13 protein-coding genes, 1 pseudogene and 1 riboswitch are annotated in these 16,583 nt (G+C 73.4%); of the genes and pseudogenes, 6 read left to right on the forward strand and 8 right to left on the reverse strand.

All coding sequences use genetic code 11. The annotated features are described in order from the left end of the window. Window positions 1-179: 179 nt before the first annotated feature. Together ACFV4F_RS38055 and ACFV4F_RS38060 are read right to left on the reverse strand one after the other, a co-directional pair. Complete coding sequence (locus ACFV4F_RS38055) at window positions 180-806, reverse strand: YsnF/AvaK domain-containing protein (protein ID WP_380448339.1); 627 nt, start codon at window positions 804-806, stop codon at window positions 180-182. 27 nt (window positions 807-833) lie between these two features. Further along, window positions 834-1,214: pseudogene (locus tag ACFV4F_RS38060) on the reverse strand (PRC-barrel domain-containing protein); the annotation flags it as partial. A gap of 224 nt (window positions 1,215-1,438) precedes the next feature. Continuing rightward, a riboswitch (glycine riboswitch) is annotated at window positions 1,439-1,542 on the forward strand. A gap of 240 nt (window positions 1,543-1,782) precedes the next feature. Between ACFV4F_RS38060 and gcvP the strand changes: the two are divergent. Beyond that, on the forward strand, window positions 1,783-4,683 hold the full coding sequence (gcvP, locus tag ACFV4F_RS38065) for an aminomethyl-transferring glycine dehydrogenase (RefSeq protein WP_380448329.1): 2,901 nt from the start codon (window positions 1,783-1,785) through the stop codon (window positions 4,681-4,683). 137 nt (window positions 4,684-4,820) lie between these two features. Here gcvP and ACFV4F_RS38070 read toward each other — a convergent pair whose 3' ends face one another. Next, window positions 4,821-5,012, reverse strand: coding sequence for a DUF5999 family protein (locus ACFV4F_RS38070; RefSeq protein ID WP_313766696.1), 192 nt, complete (start codon window positions 5,010-5,012; stop codon window positions 4,821-4,823). A gap of 369 nt (window positions 5,013-5,381) precedes the next feature. Next, complete coding sequence (locus ACFV4F_RS38075) at window positions 5,382-5,954, reverse strand: hypothetical protein (protein WP_380448330.1); 573 nt, start codon at window positions 5,952-5,954, stop codon at window positions 5,382-5,384. Between the two features lie 368 nt (window positions 5,955-6,322). Between ACFV4F_RS38075 and ACFV4F_RS38080 the strand changes: the two genes are divergently transcribed. Together ACFV4F_RS38080 and ACFV4F_RS38085 are read left to right on the forward strand one after the other, a co-directional pair. After that, window positions 6,323-7,828, forward strand: coding sequence for a glutamate--cysteine ligase (locus ACFV4F_RS38080; protein ID WP_380448332.1), 1,506 nt, complete (start codon window positions 6,323-6,325; stop codon window positions 7,826-7,828). 146 nt (window positions 7,829-7,974) lie between these two features. Then, a complete protein-coding gene (locus ACFV4F_RS38085; protein ID WP_380448333.1) occupies window positions 7,975-8,763 on the forward strand; it encodes a CPBP family intramembrane glutamic endopeptidase in 789 nt (262 codons plus the stop codon). A gap of 51 nt (window positions 8,764-8,814) precedes the next feature. On the opposite strand, the gene ACFV4F_RS38090 is transcribed toward ACFV4F_RS38085, so the two are convergent. From ACFV4F_RS38090 to ACFV4F_RS38105, 4 genes are all read right to left on the reverse strand, one after another. Further along, a complete protein-coding gene (locus tag ACFV4F_RS38090) occupies window positions 8,815-9,333 on the reverse strand; it encodes an HAD domain-containing protein (protein ID WP_380448335.1) in 519 nt (172 codons plus the stop codon). A 132-nt stretch (window positions 9,334-9,465) separates the two neighbouring features. After that, complete coding sequence (locus tag ACFV4F_RS38095; protein WP_380509710.1) at window positions 9,466-10,167, reverse strand: dienelactone hydrolase family protein; 702 nt, start codon at window positions 10,165-10,167, stop codon at window positions 9,466-9,468. Between the two features lie 91 nt (window positions 10,168-10,258). Then, the gene (locus tag ACFV4F_RS38100; protein ID WP_380509712.1) at window positions 10,259-11,671 is read right to left on the reverse strand and encodes a sugar porter family MFS transporter; all 1,413 of its coding nucleotides are present in this window, start codon (window positions 11,669-11,671) and stop codon (window positions 10,259-10,261) included. Window positions 11,672-11,787: 116 nt separating this feature from the next. Then, window positions 11,788-12,900 (reverse strand): peptidoglycan-binding protein, encoded by a 1,113-nt coding sequence (locus ACFV4F_RS38105; protein WP_380509715.1) that lies wholly within the window; start codon window positions 12,898-12,900, stop codon window positions 11,788-11,790. 382 nt (window positions 12,901-13,282) lie between these two features. On the opposite strand from ACFV4F_RS38105, the gene ACFV4F_RS38110 reads away from it, so the two are divergent. From ACFV4F_RS38110 to ACFV4F_RS38120, 3 genes are all read left to right on the forward strand, one after another. Then, window positions 13,283-14,752, forward strand: a complete 1,470-nt coding sequence (locus ACFV4F_RS38110) for a serine/threonine-protein kinase (protein WP_380509718.1) — start codon at window positions 13,283-13,285, stop codon at window positions 14,750-14,752. Between the two features lie 195 nt (window positions 14,753-14,947). Beyond that, window positions 14,948-16,150 carry an MAB_1171c family putative transporter gene (locus ACFV4F_RS38115; protein ID WP_380509721.1) on the forward strand — a complete coding sequence of 401 codons (1,203 nt, stop codon included), beginning with the start codon at window positions 14,948-14,950 and terminating at the stop codon, window positions 16,148-16,150. Window positions 16,151-16,280: 130 nt separating this feature from the next. Continuing rightward, complete coding sequence (locus ACFV4F_RS38120; RefSeq protein WP_380438718.1) at window positions 16,281-16,463, forward strand: hypothetical protein; 183 nt, start codon at window positions 16,281-16,283, stop codon at window positions 16,461-16,463. Window positions 16,464-16,583: the final 120 nt, after the last annotated feature.

The following is a 16,583-nucleotide window of genomic DNA, read 5'->3' on the forward strand; positions in this document are numbered from 1 at the left end:
GGCTGGGGGTGGGGGGTTGGGGGGAGTGGTGTGGTTTGGCGGAGGGGGGTCGTCGGGTGGGGCGTCGTGCGGTGTGGCGGACGGGGGTGGTCGGGCTGGGGGTGGGGAGTTGGGATGGGGGAGTCGGTGGGCATGGCAAAGGCTCCCGGTGGGGGCCGGGAGCCTTTGGGTGGTGCGGTTCAGGACAGGGGGCGGAGGGAGGCGCCGTTGGGGGTGGGGGTGCCGTTGGGGGCTCCGTTGGGGGTGGCGGGGGTGTCGTCGTGGACCTCGACGTTCTCGCGGCGGAGTTCGTCGTGGATGACCTCCTCCGCCGTGTAGCGCTCGACGACGAGTCGGACCCGCTCGATCGGGGCGAGGTACTTGCGGACCACCGGGCGCTCCTCGCGCAGGGTGACCTCCTCCACCGCCTCGGCGATCTCCTTCTCGGTGAGGGCCGCCCGCTCGGCGTCGCCCACCGGCATCCGCTCCACCCGGACGCGTTCGCGGACCACCGGGACCCGGCGCTCGACCTGCTCGCTCGTCACGTACTTGCGCAGCTTCGCCGTGCCCAGCACGTGCCACTCGGTGGTGATGTCCAGCCGCTCCTCGCGGCAGGTGATCTCGACCGGGCCGCTGGGGGCGGACGGGGCCTCGGTCGCCGGGGCGGCCTGCGGCTTGGGCTGGACGGCGGGCTGGGCGACGGGGGGTTGGGCGGTCGTGGTCGCGGCCGCCATCGGGGCGGCTGTCGGCGCGGGGGTGCTGAGGGTCCGCACGTGGGCCTCCGTGGCGGTCGTGGTGGGAGCGGTGGTGAGGGTGGTCGTGGTCATGGGGGCGACGGTCGTCGTGGTGGCGGCCGCGGTGGTGCCGAAGTCGAGGTCGGGCTGCGGCGGTCCGGCGTCGCCGTTCACCGGCCGGCCGTTCACCGGGGTGTCGAGGCCGTAGTAGCGGTAGAGCTGGAGCTCCTGGGCCGGCGACAGGTGCTGGCCGACGCCGAAGTCCGGCGAGTCCTTGACCAGCGACTTGTCGTACGGCACGCGGAGCTCGTCGCCGGAGAACTCGCTCGTGGTGAGCGGGACGAAGGCGTCCCGGCCGAAGATGCCGGTGCGGACGGCGGCCCACTCGGGCTGGCCGGTGGCGTCGTCCAGGTACACCTCGTCGACCGTGCCGATCTTGTCTCCGTTGCGGTCGACCGCCTTGTGGCCGATGAGGTCGCGGGGGTCGATATCGGTTTGCACTCTTTCCTCCAGTGCGCTGCGCCTGCGGAACTCCCGCAGGACGGCGGCCGGAGCAGCCGTGCCGTCCGCCACTTCACACCAAAAGCCATCAACCGGACGGCCGCGAGCGGGGTGCGTCCGGACGGGCTGCGGGGTGGGCCGTTCGGGGGACGCGCGTAGACCCCGGGTGACCGGACACACCCGTGATCGAACGGGCTCCCGCTGGTACCCTGGGCCGCGACCGCCGAGCCCGCTCGGGAGAGTCCCCGAAGGCGAAAGCCGCTGGCCGGGGCGCCGAAGGAGCAACTCCTCCCCGGAATCTCTCAGGCATCCGTACCGTGTGGGATAGGTCACTCTGGAAAGCAGGGCAGGACCGCCGGCGAGGGAGCCGACGGCCACCACCCTCACCGACGGTGCAAGCCGGCGGAGCGCCCACAGCGCGCCGCGCGGGCGAAGCTCTCAGGTCCCGATGACAGAGGGGGAGGCCTGTCGGGTCCGCCCGCCACCAGGCCCACCCGCTGTCCGCAGCGGTGCAGGCCGACCGGCGTGCGTACCCCCGCCGGTCCGTGACCAGGAGGCCTCGACCACCATGAACGCCCAGTCGAACGCGGGACGCCCGAGCGGCGCCGTCACCCTCACCGAGCTCGAGCAGGCCAGCCCCTTCGAGAACCGCCACATCGGCCCCGACGCCGCCGCGCAGGAGAAGATGCTGGCGCAGGTCGGCTACGGCTCGCTGGACGAGCTCGCCGCCACCGCCGTGCCCGAGGCGATCCGTTCCATCACGGGTCTGGACCTGCCCGCCGGCCGCAGCGAGGCCCAGGTCCTCGCGGAGCTGCGCGAACTGGCCGGCCGCAACCAGGTGCTCCAGCCGATGATCGGCCTGGGCTACTACGGCACCTTCACCCCGCCGGTGATCCTGCGCAACGTCCTGGAGAACCCGGCCTGGTACACCGCGTACACCCCGTACCAGCCGGAGATCTCCCAGGGCCGCCTGGAGGCGCTGCTCAACTTCCAGACCCTGGTCTCCGACCTGACCGGCCTGCCCACCTCGGGCTCCTCGCTGCTCGACGAGTCCACCGCCGCCGCCGAGGCGATGGCGCTGGCCCGCCGCGTCACCAAGGTCAAGGGCGGCGTGTTCCTCGTCGACGCCGAAACCCTGCCGCAGACCGTCGCGGTGATCAACACCCGCGCCGTGCCCACCGGTGTCGAGGTCGTCGTGGCGGACCTCTCCGAGGGCATCCCGGCCGAGATCGCCGAGCGCGGCGTCTTCGGCGTGCTGCTCCAGTACCCGGGTGCCACCGGTGTCGTGCGCGACCTCGCCCCCGTCATCGAGCAGGCCCACGGCCTCGGCGCGATCGTCGCGGTCGCCGCCGACCTGCTGGCGCTGACCCTGCTCAAGTCGCCCGGCGCGCTCGGCGCCGACATCGCCTGCGGCACCTCGCAGCGCTTCGGCGTGCCGATGGGCTTCGGCGGCCCGCACGCCGGCTACCTGTCGGTGCGCGCCGAGTACGCCCGTTCGCTGCCCGGCCGCCTGGTCGGCGTCTCCGTCGACTCGGACGGCAACCGCGCCTACCGCCTGGCGCTGCAGACCCGCGAGCAGCACATCCGCCGCGAGAAGGCCACCAGCAACATCTGCACCGCCCAGGTGCTGCTCGCCGTCATGGCCTCGATGTACGCCGTCTACCACGGCCCGGACGGCCTGGCCGACATCGCCCGCCGCACCCACCGCTACGCCGCCGCCCTCGCCGAGGGCCTGCGGGCCGGCGGCGTCGAGCTGCTGCACGGCGAGTTCTTCGACACCGTCACCGCCGTCGTCCCGGGCCGCGCCGCCGAGATCGCCGCCGCCGCCCGCGCCAACGGCATCAACGTGTACCAGGACGGCGAGGACCGGATCTCGGTCTCCACCGACGAGACCACCACCCGTGAGCACCTGGCCGGCGTCTGGGCCGCGTTCGGCGTGCCCGCCGTCGAGGCCGCCGAGACCGCCGAGGCGCTGCCCGCCGCGCTGCTGCGCGAGGACGAGTACCTCACCCACCCGGTCTTCCACAGCCACCGCTCGGAGACCGCCATGCTGCGCTACCTGCGCCGCCTGTCGGACCGGGACTACGCGCTGGACCGCGGCATGATCCCGCTGGGCTCCTGCACCATGAAGCTCAACGCGACCACCGAGATGGAGCCGGTGACCTGGCCGGAGTTCGGCCAGCTGCACCCGTTCGCGCCGATCGACCAGGCCCAGGGCTTCCTGACCCTGATCCGCCAGCTGGAGCAGCAGCTGGTCGAGGTCACCGGCTACGACGCCGTCTCGATCCAGCCGAACGCCGGTTCGCAGGGCGAGCTGGCCGGCCTGCTGGCCGTCCGCGCCTACCACCACGCCAACGGCGACACCCAGCGCGACGTCTGCCTGATCCCGTCCTCCGCGCACGGCACCAACGCGGCCTCCGCCGTGATGGCCGGCATGCGGGTCGTCGTGGTGAAGACCCTCGTCGACGGCGACGTGGACGTCGAGGACCTGAAGGCCAAGATCGAGAAGCACCGCGACAGCCTGTCGGTGCTGATGGTCACCTACCCGTCCACCCACGGCGTCTACGAGACCGAGATCACCCAGATCTGCGCCCTGGTGCACGAGGCCGGCGGCCAGGTGTACGTGGACGGCGCCAACCTGAACGCCCTGGTCGGCCTCGCCAAGCCGGGCAAGTTCGGCGCGGACGTCTCGCACCTGAACCTGCACAAGACCTTCTGCATCCCGCACGGCGGTGGCGGCCCGGGCGTCGGCCCGGTCGCGGTGCGCGCCCACCTGGCGCCGTACCTGCCGAACCACCCGCTGCAGGAGGAGGCCGGCCCGGCCACCGGTGTCGGCCCGATCTCGGCGGCGCCGTGGGGCTCGGCCGCGATCCTGCCGATCTCCTGGGCGTACGTCCGCCTGATGGGCGGCGAGGGCCTCAAGCACGCGACCCAGGTCGCCGTGCTGAACGCCAACTACATCGCCAAGCGCCTGGCCCCGCACTTCCCGGTGCTCTACACCGGGCCGGGCGGGCTGGTCGCGCACGAGTGCATCATCGACCTGCGTCCGCTCACCAAGGAGACGGGCGTGACGGTGGACGACATCGCCAAGCGCCTGATCGACTACGGCTTCCACGCGCCGACGATGTCGTTCCCGGTGGCCGGCACGCTGATGATCGAGCCGACCGAGTCGGAGGACCTGCACGAGATCGACCGGTTCTGCGACACGATGATCGCGATCCGCGCCGAGATCGACAAGGTCGGCTCGGGCGAGTGGGCGGCCGACGACAACCCGCTGTGCAACGCCCCGCACATCGCCGCCACCCTGGCCGGCGACTGGGCGCACGGCTACTCGCGGCAGGAGGCCGTCTTCCCGGCGGGCGTGAACCCGGCGGACAAGTACTGGCCGCCGGTCAGCCGGATCGACGGCGCGTACGGCGACCGCAACCTGGTCTGCTCGTGCCCGCCGCTTGACGAGTACGGCGTCTGAGCCGGATCCGGCAGGCGTGAGTGGCAGGGCCCCGGCGGTGCGTTCGCCGGGGCCCTGCCCCGTTCTCGTGGACTGCCCCCGCTGATGGTGCGTGCGTACGGTCGGACCGCGGGTCAGGCCGCGGGTCGGACTGCGGGTCAGGCCGCGTGGGCGACCGGGCGGCGCGGTGCGATCACCCGGCCGTCGGGCAGCAGCTCTCCGGTGTCCTCGAACATGAGGACGCCGTTGCAGAGCAGGCTCCAGCCCTGCTCCGGGTGGCAGGCCACCGGGACGGCAGCCTCGCGGTCCTCGGACTCGGCCGACGGGCACTCAGGACGGTGCTGGCACATGCGTACCCTCGCTTCGCTCTGCGATCCTCCCCGTGGGGCGGCCGCCGACGGCGAGCCGTCGGGAACCGCCGCGCAGTCGGATCCTGTCCGCGCGCCGACCAGGTGTTGAGCGGCGCTCAAGTGGGTAGGACAGGTGGTCCTTCCACGCTGGTTCCCAGTGTCGGCATCTGCGGACGTGCGCGCAGCGATTTGGTGACATGCGCCACAACTCCCGCGCAGAGATCACCCGTTCAGGTGGGGCTGGTGGCGAAATACGCACAGACGGGTCAGGCGCAAGGTGACCCATCAGGGCCATGGACGGTGACCCGTCCGGGTGGGTGAGAGGTCCGGAGAGCCCTGGGGTCGGGGGTGTCGCCAGGGGTGTCCGGGTCAGGAGGTGCCGAGGAGCAGCGGCTTGGCGAGGGGGGCGCGTGCGAGCAGCGGGAGGAGCTCGGCGGCCGGGTACGCGCGGTGCGCGGTGACGCCGAGCGGGGCCGGGGCGAGCGGGATCAGGAGGTCGGCGGCCGGGCCGGTGTCGGGGCTGTGCAGCCACAGCGCCGTCGCGTACTGGCCGGGGAAGGTCAGCAGGCGGGGCTGGTGGCGCACCCGGGAGCCCTGCGCGAGCTGCCAGGCCTGGCGCAGCGCCCGGACCGTGGAGTCCAGGTAGGGGCCGGCGGTGAAGTGGGAGAAGGTGTGGCCCTCGATGTCCAGCACCACTTCGGCGGCGGCGGCCACGTCGGCGCCGTCCTTGATCAGGAAGCGCCAGCCCGTCCGGCGGGCGGCGGTGAGCTCGGGGTGCGGGCCGTCCAGGACGTGGACGGCGAGCGGGTGGGCGGGCAGCAGGGGGCCGGCCGGATGACGCAGCGCTGCGGCGGCGGGCTGGCGCAGCGCGGTCTCCGAGTCGAGTGCGGCGAGGACCGCGCGCAGGGCGCTCGGTGGGGGTTGCGGGGTCTGCAGTGTCATGGCGAGGTCGCCTCTCCGTGTGAGATCGGCGTGCGAGTGCGGCATACCGGCGTGGCGCGGTGTGTCAACGGTGACGGGACCTGGCCGTGTCCGGTTGTGCAGGATCGCGGAGCCGGCGCGGTCGCCGCCCTCGACGAGGGCCTCGGGGCGGGGAGCGGACCGGCCGGAGCGCAGTGCGAATTCTATCGAACAGGTGCGCAGGGTGACCTGTTTATCACAGGCGGTGGCGCCGGGCAAGTCGGCAGATACTCTGAATAGTCGTCAGTTTCCTTGCATTGCAAGCCAGTACACGCCTTCGGGTATCGATCTTCCGGGCGGGCATGATGTCTGGCACGGTCGGTCGGCCGGTGGCTCAGGAGGAGGGGACCATGGGCGAGAAGGTCGTGGCGACGCGTGCGGATCTGGCGGACCGGCAGCTGTACCGACGAAAGCTCCAGGCCTGCCTCGACGCGCTCGGGCGGATGCTGCAGGAGGACCGCTTCGACCGCCCGCGCGCGGTGATGGGCGTGGAGATCGAGCTCAACCTGGCCGACGAGCAGGGCCTGCCGGTGATGCGCAACGCGCAGGTGCTGAGCTCGATCGGCTCCAGCGACTTCCAGACCGAGCTCGGCCGGTTCAACATCGAGGTGAACATCGCGCCGCACCGGCTGGGCGGGCACGTCTTCGAGGAACTGCGCGAGGAGATCGACACCGGGCTGCGCTACGCCGACCGGCGGGCGGCCGAGGCCGGCGCGCGGATCGTCATGGTGGGCATCCTGCCGACGCTGGAGCACGACCACACCGGGCTGGACGCGATGTCCCACAATCAGCGGTACAGCCTGCTGAGCGACCAGATCCTGGCCGCCCGCGGCGAGGACATCTCGCTGGACATCGAGGGCGTCGAGCGCCTCCAGCTGGAGTCGATCACCATGGTCGCGGAGGCGGCGGCGACCTCGCTCCAGCTGCACCTCCAGGTGACGCCGCAGCGGTTCTCCTCGGTGTGGAACGCGGCGCAGGCGATCTGCGGGCCGCAGCTCGCGCTGGGCGCCAACTCGCCGTTCCTGTTCGGGCGGGAGCTGTGGCGCGAGACCAGGCCGGTGCTGTTCCAGCAGGCCTGCGACACCCGTACGGCGGAGCTCAAGGCGCAGGGCGTACGCCCGATCACGTGGTTCGGCGAGCGCTGGGTGGACTCGGCGTACGACCTGTTCGAGGAGAATCTGCGCTACTTCCCGGCGCTGCTGCCGATCTGCGACGACGAGGACCCGCTGAAGGTGCTGGCCTCCGGCGGCGCGCCCCGGCTGGCGGAGATGCGGCTGCACAACGGGACGATCTACCGGTGGAACCGGCCGGTGTACGACGTGAGCGGCGGGGTGCCGCACCTGCGGGTGGAGAACCGGGCACTGCCGGCCGGGCCGACGGTCGCCGACACCCTGGCCAACGCGGCGTTCTACTACGGGGTGGTGCGGGTGCTGGCCGAGCAGTCGCGGCCGGTGTGGACCAGGCTGCCGTTCGACCGGGCGGACGAGAACTTCCGGCAGGCGGCGCGGTACGGCGTCGACGCCGTCTTCCAGTGGCCGCGCTCGGGCCGGGCGGGGCGCGGCGGCGGGCTGACCACGGTGTCCGCCGTCGACCTGGTGCTCGGCGAGCTGCTGCCGATGGCCTACCAGGGCCTGGACGCGTGGGGCGTGGAGCCGGCCGACCGGGACCGCTACCTCGGGATCATCGAGCAGCGGTGCCTGCGGCGGACCAACGGCGCGGCCTGGCAGAGCGCGACCTTCCACCGGCTGCGGGAACGGTACGGGATGGACCGGCCAGCGGCGCTCGCGGCGATGACCCGGCGGTACATCGAGCACATGCGGGGCGGCGAGCCGGTGCACACCTGGCCGGTGGGGTAACGCCGTGGCCCGGGGCGCAACGTGGTGGACCCGTCCGGCCACGGCACCAGCGCCCGCCGGCCGGATCGCGCGGCCGCTGTGTCAGGATGATCGCCCCGGTGGTCGGCCGACGGCCGGAGGCCTGATCGCCGCACTGGAGCCCGCCCGTGACCACCGTCCCGACCGAACCGGAGACCGCCCGGCCCACGCGCCGGCTGCTCGGTGCCGAGCTGCTGATCGTCCTCGGGCTGTCGCTCGGGGCCAGCGGCATCAGCGCGGTCATCGACTTCGCGGGCTCGCTCACCGCGCCGCTCTCGCTCGGCCAGCAGGTCGCGACCCTGAACGGCTCGCGGGCGCCCGGGCGGCCGTGGCTCGACCTGACCTGGCAGCTCTACTACATCGGGCGCGGGCTGATGCCCGTCGTCCTGGTCGGCTACCTGCTGGTGCGCGAGGGCGCGGCGCTGCGCGTGCTCGGCTTCGACCTGCGGCAGAAGCTGCGCGACCTCGGGCGGGGCGCGGGCGTCGCCGCCGCGATCGGCGGGTCCGGGCTGCTGCTGTACCTGGCGTCCCAGGCGGCCGGGTACAACCTGACGGTGGCGCCGTCGGGGCTGCCGGACGTGTGGTGGCGGGTGCCGGTGCTCGTCCTGTCCGCGTGGCAGAACGCGATCCTGGAGGAGGTCGTCGTCCTCGGCTACCTGCTGCGCCGGCTCGGGCAGTTGGGGTGGTCGTGGCCGGCGGCGCTGGTCGCGAGTTCGGTGCTGCGCGGCTCGTACCACCTGTACCAGGGCGTCGGCGGGCTGGTCGGCAACATGGTCATGGGCGCGGTGTTCTGCCTGGCCTACCGGCGGTGGGGGCGAGTGATGCCGCTGGTGGTGGCGCACGCGCTGATCGACACGGTGGCCTTCGTCGGGTACGCGCTGCTCGCCGGGCACGTCAGCTGGCTGCCTACTCCTTGAGTCGGCTGCCCACCCCTTGAGCCGGTTGCCCACTCCTTGAGCCTGTGCTGCCTATCCCTTGAGCGTCAGCTTGCTCTGGGACCTCGGCGGGCGGGCGAGGAGCCGGTCGACGTGGCGGCGTTCCAGGCCCTGGCCGGGGTCGATGGGCAGCAGGACGCGGTCGCGGCGCCACAGTGAATTGCGCACCAGGCGCTGGGGGATGACATCGTCCATCCACGCGAACGGGCGGCCTCCGGCGTAGCGCAGCAGTGGGGCCCACTTGCGGGACGAGAACAGTTGCATGAGGGGGACGCGCGGGTCGCCGGGCTGCGGGACGTAGCCGGTGAAGCGGACGAAGGGGAGCTCGGGCAGGCCGATCGCGGGGGAGATGTGGGTGTTGGCGTGCTCCTCCCAGGTGGTGGCCCACACGAGTTCGTACGTGTCGGCGAGTTCGCGCAGCCAGTCGCCGTGGCGGGCGGAGAGCAGGACCGAGTAGCCGAGCAGGGTGTGGGCGTCGAACCCGGCGTCCGGGTGCGGGCAGACCGGGTTGAGGACGCCGTCGACGTCCAGGAACAGCAGAGGCTTCGGCACCAGTGGCCCCCCAGGTGGTGGTGAATGACTCACCTGGTCGGACGAACCGCGTGCGCCGGTGGTTGCGCACCACCTGGCGGACGCAGGGCGCACGCGGGGCGCAGGGGGCGCTCGCGGAGCCGGGTGCGGGAGTCACCCGAGGTGGCCCCGGAGGAAGCTCAGGGTGCGGCGCCAGGCGGTGCGGGCCTGGAGGGCGTCGTAGGTGCCGAGCGGGTTCTCGTCGTTCATGAAGGCGTGTCCGGCCGGGTAGAAGTGGATCTCCGGGCGGATGTCGGTGGCCTCGCCGATGCGGGTGGCGGCCTCGTCGACGGCGGACATCGGGATCGAGCGGTCGTGCTCGCCGAAGTGGCCGAGGACGTGGGCGGTGAGGCCGCGGTAGTCGAAGTCCGGGTCGGGCGGGAGGCCGTAGAAGGGGACGGCGGCGGCCACCTTGTCGCCCGCGCGGGCGGCCAGCAGCAGCGCGAAGCCGCCGCCCATGCAGAATCCGACCACACCGACCGCGTCGCCGACGACGCCGTCCAGAGCGAGCAGGTGGTCGACGGCGCCGGCGAGGTCCGTCACGGCGTGCTCGACGGGCAGCTCGCGCTTGAGGCGGGCGGCTTCGGCGCCGTCGTGGGTCGTCGCGCCGCCGTACAGGTCGGGCGCGAGGACGGTGAAGCCCTCGGCGGCGAAGCGGTCGGCCATCGTGGCGACGTGGGTGGTGAGGCCCCACCACTCCTGGACGAGGACGAGGCCGGGGCCGACGCCCTGGGGCGGGCTGGCCAGGTAGCCGTGCGCGGTGCGGCCGTTGCTCGGGAAGGTGAGGTTCTGCCGGGAGCCGCCCTGGTCTGGCATGGCTTCCTCTCGGTGGGTCGGGCCGCGTGCGGCGGTCGTCCTGCGGCGGTCGTCGGTGGGGACCGTTGGGGGGCGTCGGTGGGGGTCGGGGTCAGCCCATTTCCTCCAGGGCGCGGCCCTTGGTCTCCTTGATGCAGAAGGCCACGAACGGGATGGAGAGCAGCGCGAAGGCCGCGTAGATCACGTACGTCGCCGAGAGGTTCCAGTCGGCGAGGTCCGGGAAGCTCACGGTGATGGCCCAGTTGGCGATCCACTGGGCGGAGGCGGCGACGGACAGGGCGAGGGCGCGGATCCGGTTGGGGAACATCTCGCCGAGCAGCACCCAGACCACCACGCCCCAGGAGAAGGCGAAGCAGAGCACGAAGACGTGCGCGGCGACCAGGGCGACGGTGGCGTGGGTGTTGTCGAGCGTCGCGGTGTCGCCGGTGCCGTGCCGGTAGGAGAACGCCCAGGCGGCGGTGGCGAGCGCGAGCGCCATGCCGATCGAGCCGGCGAGGGCGAGCGGCTTGCGGCCGATCCGGTCCACCAGCACCATCGCGATCACCGTGCCGATCACGTTGACGATCGAGGTGGAGAGGCTGATCAGCAGCGAGTTGGACTCGTTGATGCCGACCGACTGCCACAGGAGCGACGAGTAGTAGAAGATCACGTTGATGCCGACGAACTGCTGGAACGCCGAGGCGCCGATGCCCACCCAGACGATCGGCAGGAGACCGAAGCGGCCGCCGAGCAGGTCCCTCAGGCGCGGCTTGTGCGCGGACTCCAGCACCGCGCGGATCTCGGCGACCCGGGCGTCCAGGTCGACGTCCTCGCCCTCGACCTCCCTGAGCACCTTGCGGGCCTGCGCCTCGCGGTGGTCGGCGATCAGGAAGCGCGGCGACTCGGGGATGGCGAGCGCCATCAGGCCGTACACCAGCGCCGGGATGGTCTCGACGCCGAGCATCCACTGCCAGGCCTGGACGCCGCCGAGGTGGCCGGTGGACTCGCCGCCGGCGGCCTGGTTGAGCGCCCAGTTCGCCAGCTGGGAGACGGTGATGCCGAGCACGATCGCCATCTGCTGGAACGACGCGAGCCGGCCGCGGTACGCGGTGGGGGCGACCTCGGCGATGTAGGTGGGGGCGATGACGGAGGCGATGCCGATCGCGACGCCGCCGACCACGCGCCAGGTGGCGAGCACCTGGATGCTCGGCGGGAACATCGAGCCGAGGCCGCTGATCGCGAAGAGCGTCGCCGCCAGCAGCATCGTGCGCACCCGGCCGAGGTGGTCGGCGAGCCGGCCGGCGGCCACCGCGCCGGCGGCCGAGCCGAGCAGCGCGATGGCCACGACGAACGCCGTCTCGCCGTTGCCCACCCCGAAGTGCTTCTGGATGCCGGTGACCGCGCCGTTGATCACGGCGCTGTCGTAGCCGAACAGGAAGCCGCCCATCGCCGCGGCCGCGGAGATGAACACGACGTGTCCGAGGTGGGCCTCTCCGGCGGTGGACCGGGTGTTGGTTGTGGACACGCGCGCTCCCCGAGGTGGACGGGCCCGCCCCCCGGGGACGGCGGCGTGCGGGGGCGCCGCCCCCCCCGGCGCCGCGGCGGGGGCCCCCCCCCCCCGCGCGGTGCGTGCCCCGGCCGTCAGGCCGTGACGTGGTACCAGAAGCCGCCGGTGCGCAGGCCGACGTAGTGGACGTCCGTGCCCGTCTCCTTGGCCTCGTACATCATGTCCGCGCCGGTGGCGGGGTCGGTGCCCGCGTACAGCACGACGTGCGTGGTGGTGTGCGCGTCCGTGCCGAAGTACTCCAGGTCGCCCGGCCGGCGCTGGGACTCGGTGACCGGCGTGAGGTGGCGGTCCAGCGTCTGCTGGTTCGTGTCGCCGCCGTTGGCCAGGTCGAAGCCCGCGCCGAACCAGTAGGCCGCGCGGACCAGGCCCGAACAGTCCACGCCGGCGGTCGTGTCGGCCGGGCAGGGCTGGATCGAGCCGGTGTAGCCGTCGCACGTGCCCAGCGACGGGCCGGGGCCCTCGCCGCGCAGCGAGTGGCCGCCGCCCCACACGTACGGGACGCCGAGGAAGGCCTTGGCCGCGGCGAGGACCTTGGCCGGGTCGACCGGAGTGCCGGGCGGCGGCGGGGTGCCGGTGGAGCCGGCGTTGCCGCTGTAGAGGGCGGCCTTCGTGCCCTGGCCGACGACGCCGTCGATGGCCAGGCCGTGGAAGGCCTGGAAGTCGCGCACCGCGGTGTCGGTGGCCGGCCCGAACTGCCCGTCCACGGTGAGCCGGGCGCCGAGCGCGTTCAGCATCGTCTGCAGCGTGCTGACGCACGGTCCGCTCGCGCCGGTCCGCAGGTCGCCGCACTGGGTGCGCAGGTCGACGGTGCCGGAGGCCGCCGCGGCCGCGGCGTCGAGCGCCGCCTTGGTGGCGGGGCCGACGATGCCGTCGGCCACCAGCGCGTGCGCCGTCTGGAAGACGCGGACGGCGGTCAGGGTGGCCGCCCCGAACCGGCCGTCCACGGCGATCGTAGCGCCGGTGCGGTCGAGCTCCAGCTGGAGCTGGGTGACGCAGCCGTCGGACTCGCCCTGCCGGATGTCCGCCGGACAGGCGGAGGAGGTCAGGGCTATCGGGCTCGGCGCGGTGGCCGCGGGCGCGGCGGAGGCGGCCGCGGCGGAGGCAGTCAGTGCGCCGAGACCGGTCAGTGCGGCGGCCAGGGCCAGGCCCAGCGATAACCGGCGGCGGGCGGGGAGGAGGGTACGCACGGGTGGGTGCTCCTGGTGTGTGAGGATCTCGTGGATCTCCGGCGCGAGTCTCCGATGATTCGTCAGCCGGGAGCCGGCGGCGGGGATCGACCCGCTGCCGCCGGTCCCGTCAGTCTGCCGGGCGACCGCGTCGGCGCAAGGCCCGGTCGTGTCCGTCCCACCCGTCCCACACCGGTGACCGGGACTTTGGTACTCCGGCCGGCCGCCGATTGGAGACACCGCGGCCGTCCGGACCATCCGGACCCCGGGTGCCCCGGCCCGCGCGCGGCTGGGATGATCGTGGCCCGGGCCGGTGCGACGGCCCGTCGCCGCAGCGCGGATCCGGCACCATCGCCGGTCCTGGACCCCTGCGGCGGACTGCGTGCACGGGAACGGGGAGACGGTGTCGGAGAGCGGGAACGGCGTCGGCGGTGGCGACCAGGCGACGCGGGAGGGGCGGCTGGTCGGCGGGCGCTACCGGCTCGTGCGGCGCCTCGGGGCGGGCGGGTTCGGCAGCGTGTGGCAGGCCCACGACGAGGTGCTGGGCGTCGACGTCGCCGTCAAGGAGGTCCAGTTGCCGCCCGCCGCCTCGGCCGCGGAGCACGACGAGCGCCTGGTGCGCGCCCAGCGGGAGGCCCAGCACGCGGCGCGGCTGCGCGACCACCCGAACGTCGTCGGGGTCCACGACGTCGTGGTGGACGGCGGCCTCCCCTGGACGGTCATGCAACTGATCGTCGGCCGCTCCCTGGAGGACCGGATCGTCCAGGACGGACCGCTCCCGGCGCCCGAGGCGGCCCGGGTCGCGCAGGCCGTCCTCGCCGCGCTGGGCGCCGCGCACGAGGCGGGCATCGTCCACCGCGACGTGAAGCCCGCGAACATCATGCTGGCCGACGGCGGCGGCGTCCTGCTGGCCGACTTCGGGATCGCCGTGCAGCAGGACCAGACGGCGCTCACCGCCTCGGGCATGTTCATCGGCTCGGTCGACTACCTCGCGCCCGAACGCGCCCACGGCAGCCCCGCCGCCGCGGCCGGCGACCTGTTCTCCCTCGGCGCGACGCTCTACCAGGCCGTCGAGGGGCGGATGCCGTTCCGCCGCGACACCCCGGCGGCCACGCTCGCGGCGCTCCTGTTCGAGACGGCACCGCCGATGGCACTGGCCGGTCCGCTGGCGCCGCTGATCAACGGCCTGCTCACGAAGGCCCCGGACGACCGCCTCACCGGCCCGCAGGCCGCCGCCATGGTCACGGCGTTCCTGCAGCAGCAGCCCGCCCCGCCCACGGCGCCGCCGACCGCTCCCTTCACCGCGACCGCCACGACGTTCGTGCCGCCCCCGCCGCCCGTACCGCCCCGCGCTCCGGCCCCGGCACGGCGATGGAGCCCGGCGTACCTGCTCGCGCCCCTCGGCGGCCTGGCCCTGTACGTCGGCGCGGTGCCCCTGACCGGCGCCACCCTCAACGGCACGTTCGCCAACGGCCACGACCTGGCGGCCGACGTTTCGCTCGGCAAGGCGCTCGGGTTCCTGTCCTTCCCCGGAGTCCCCGACACCCGCTACGGCATCCTCCTCGCGTGGCCCTGGCTGCTGCTCGGTGTCCTCGCCCTCGTCTGCACCGCCCTCCGGCCGCACCGCCGGCACCCGGTCGTCCGGACCCTCGGCTACCTGAGCCTCTCGGCGTTCCTCGTACGCCTCCTCACCACCGACCTGACGCTGCGGCCCACCGACTTCGCCCCCGTGTCGCCGACGCTGGTGCCGCACATCACGATCTCCTTCGGCCCCGGCTGGTGGCTGCTCCACGCGGCGGTGCTGCTCAACCTCGCCTACTTCGTGTGGCAGGACGTCCGCACCGCGCGCCGGACCACCCCCGCGGCCGTCTGACGCCTGCTCCTCCCCACCCGTCAAGTGGCCTGGAAGCCCCGGAAGTCCGCCACTACCATGGGCGTCCGGACAGTCCCGTCGGGTGGGGAGATCGGGGAGGGAGACGATGTCCACGGCGGCAAGCGGCACGGGCTTCGACGCCGTCTTCGGTCTCGCACCACCCCACCACCCCGACGATCCCGACCGGACGGCACCGTGAGCAGCACCGTCGACTACCTGGTCTGCGCGCTGGCCCTGCTGGCGACGGCCGCACGGCTGGTCCTGACCCGCGGCCTGTGCCGCCGCCCCGGCGAGCGCCGGCTGCTGGTGTTCATCCTCGGCATCGGCACGGCCGTCGCCGTGCTCGCCCCGGCCACCCGGGCCGCCGTGCCGTGGGAGTCCGTCGCGCGGTGCGTACCGCTGCTCGGCTACGAGCTCAAGCTCGGTGCGGAGTGCGCGATCGCCCTGCTCGGGTACGCGGTGCGGCCGGCGGCGTCGGGCCCGGCCGCCGTGCGGCGCCAGGCGGTGGGTTCGGCGTTCGTCATGGCGGTGAGCGCGGTCGCGTACGTGGTGGGCGGGGTGCGGCTGGAGGGCCCCGAGCTGGTGGCCGGCCCGGCTGGGCGCCTGCCGCTCACGCTGTTCAACGCCCTCTTCACCGTGCACGGCTGCTGGTGCGTCGCGGTGTTCGGCCTGGCGGTCGTGCGGTCCGCCGGGGTCGTCGCCCCCGGGCTGCCGCGAACCGGGCTGCGGCTGATCGTCGCCGGGACGCCGTGCGGGTTCGCCTGGTCGGCGCTGAGCGCCGTGCCGCTGTGGGAGACGCTGACGACCGGCCGCCAGGAGATCGAGGAGGACGCCTTCTCGGCCCCGTTCGCCCTCGGCACGCTGCTCTTCGGCATCGGCGGCATGACGCTCGCGGTGTGGGCGGCCTTCCTGACCCGCTCGGCGCGGCAGGTGCGGGCCTGGCGGGACTACCGGCGGCTCGAACCGCTGTGGTCGGCGCTGCACTCGGCGGTGCCGGAGATCTCGCTCACCGCGGAGGTCGGGGTGCTCGGCCTCGGCGGGCCGCTGCGGAACCCGGAGTTCGCGCTCTACCGGCGCGTCATCGAGATCCGCGACGGTCAGCTGACGCTGCGGGCGCACGCCGATCCGCGGGTGCCCGGGTGGGCCGAGGCGGCGAGCGGCGGGGACGCGGCCGTCGTGGAGGCGGCCGTCCTGGCCGCCGCGCTGGAGTCGTCGGCGGCCGGGCACCGTCCGTCCGCGGACGGGACGGGCTACGCGCCGCGCGAGGTCGCGGCCGACCTCGCCGCCGAGACGGCCTGGCTGGTGACGGTGTCGCGGGCGTTCGTGCGTTCGGCGGTGGTGGCGCAGGTGCGCACGGGGCTCCCCGAGGACGAAGCGGCGAGTCATCAACTGTCGTAAATTTAGCAGCCCTTGGCATCTATCTCAGTTGACACCCTCCTGGTGCGCCGACATCCTGAACCCGAACCCGGGAAGGCCCTCGCCCACCTCGGCTGATCGTCAACATCCCATCGGCCCACAGGAGTTCGCCGTGCTCGACATCATCTTCATCGTACTGTGGGTCACCAACCGCAACCGCGCCAGAACCGCCGTCGATCCGTACGAGCGCGAGAAGTACGCCAAGCGCGCCAAGATCTTCGGTTGGCTGGAAATCGCGAACCTCGGCTTCGGGATCCTGCTCGCGATATTGATCATCACCAGCAGCCCGCGGTAGGGCTCGCGCGAACGAGCCTGCGGCCCCGGGGGCGCCCCCCGGGGGGGACACCGCCGCCCACGGACTGTATATTGAGGGGGGGGGCCCGGCAGAACACAAAACCCCCCCCCACACAACGGG

The organism is Kitasatospora sp. NPDC059722 (genome assembly GCF_042733235.1).
In the GTDB taxonomy this organism is placed as follows: Bacteria; Actinomycetota; Actinomycetes; order Streptomycetales; family Streptomycetaceae; genus Kitasatospora.

Coding starts and splice junctions, on each gene's coding strand:
- ACFV4F_RS38080 (WP_380448332.1), top strand. CDS start 6,323: ATGGGCGAGAAGGTCGTGGCGACGCGTGCGGATCTGGCGGACCGGCAG.
- ACFV4F_RS38055 (WP_380448339.1), bottom strand. CDS start 806: ATGACCACGACCACCCTCACCACCGCTCCCACCACGACCGCCACGGAG.
- ACFV4F_RS38070 (WP_313766696.1), bottom strand. CDS start 5,012: ATGTGCCAGCACCGTCCTGAGTGCCCGTCGGCCGAGTCCGAGGACCGC.
- ACFV4F_RS38095 (WP_380509710.1), bottom strand. CDS start 10,167: ATGCCAGACCAGGGCGGCTCCCGGCAGAACCTCACCTTCCCGAGCAAC.
- ACFV4F_RS38075 (WP_380448330.1), bottom strand. CDS start 5,954: ATGACACTGCAGACCCCGCAACCCCCACCGAGCGCCCTGCGCGCGGTC.
- gcvP (WP_380448329.1), top strand. CDS start 1,783: ATGAACGCCCAGTCGAACGCGGGACGCCCGAGCGGCGCCGTCACCCTC.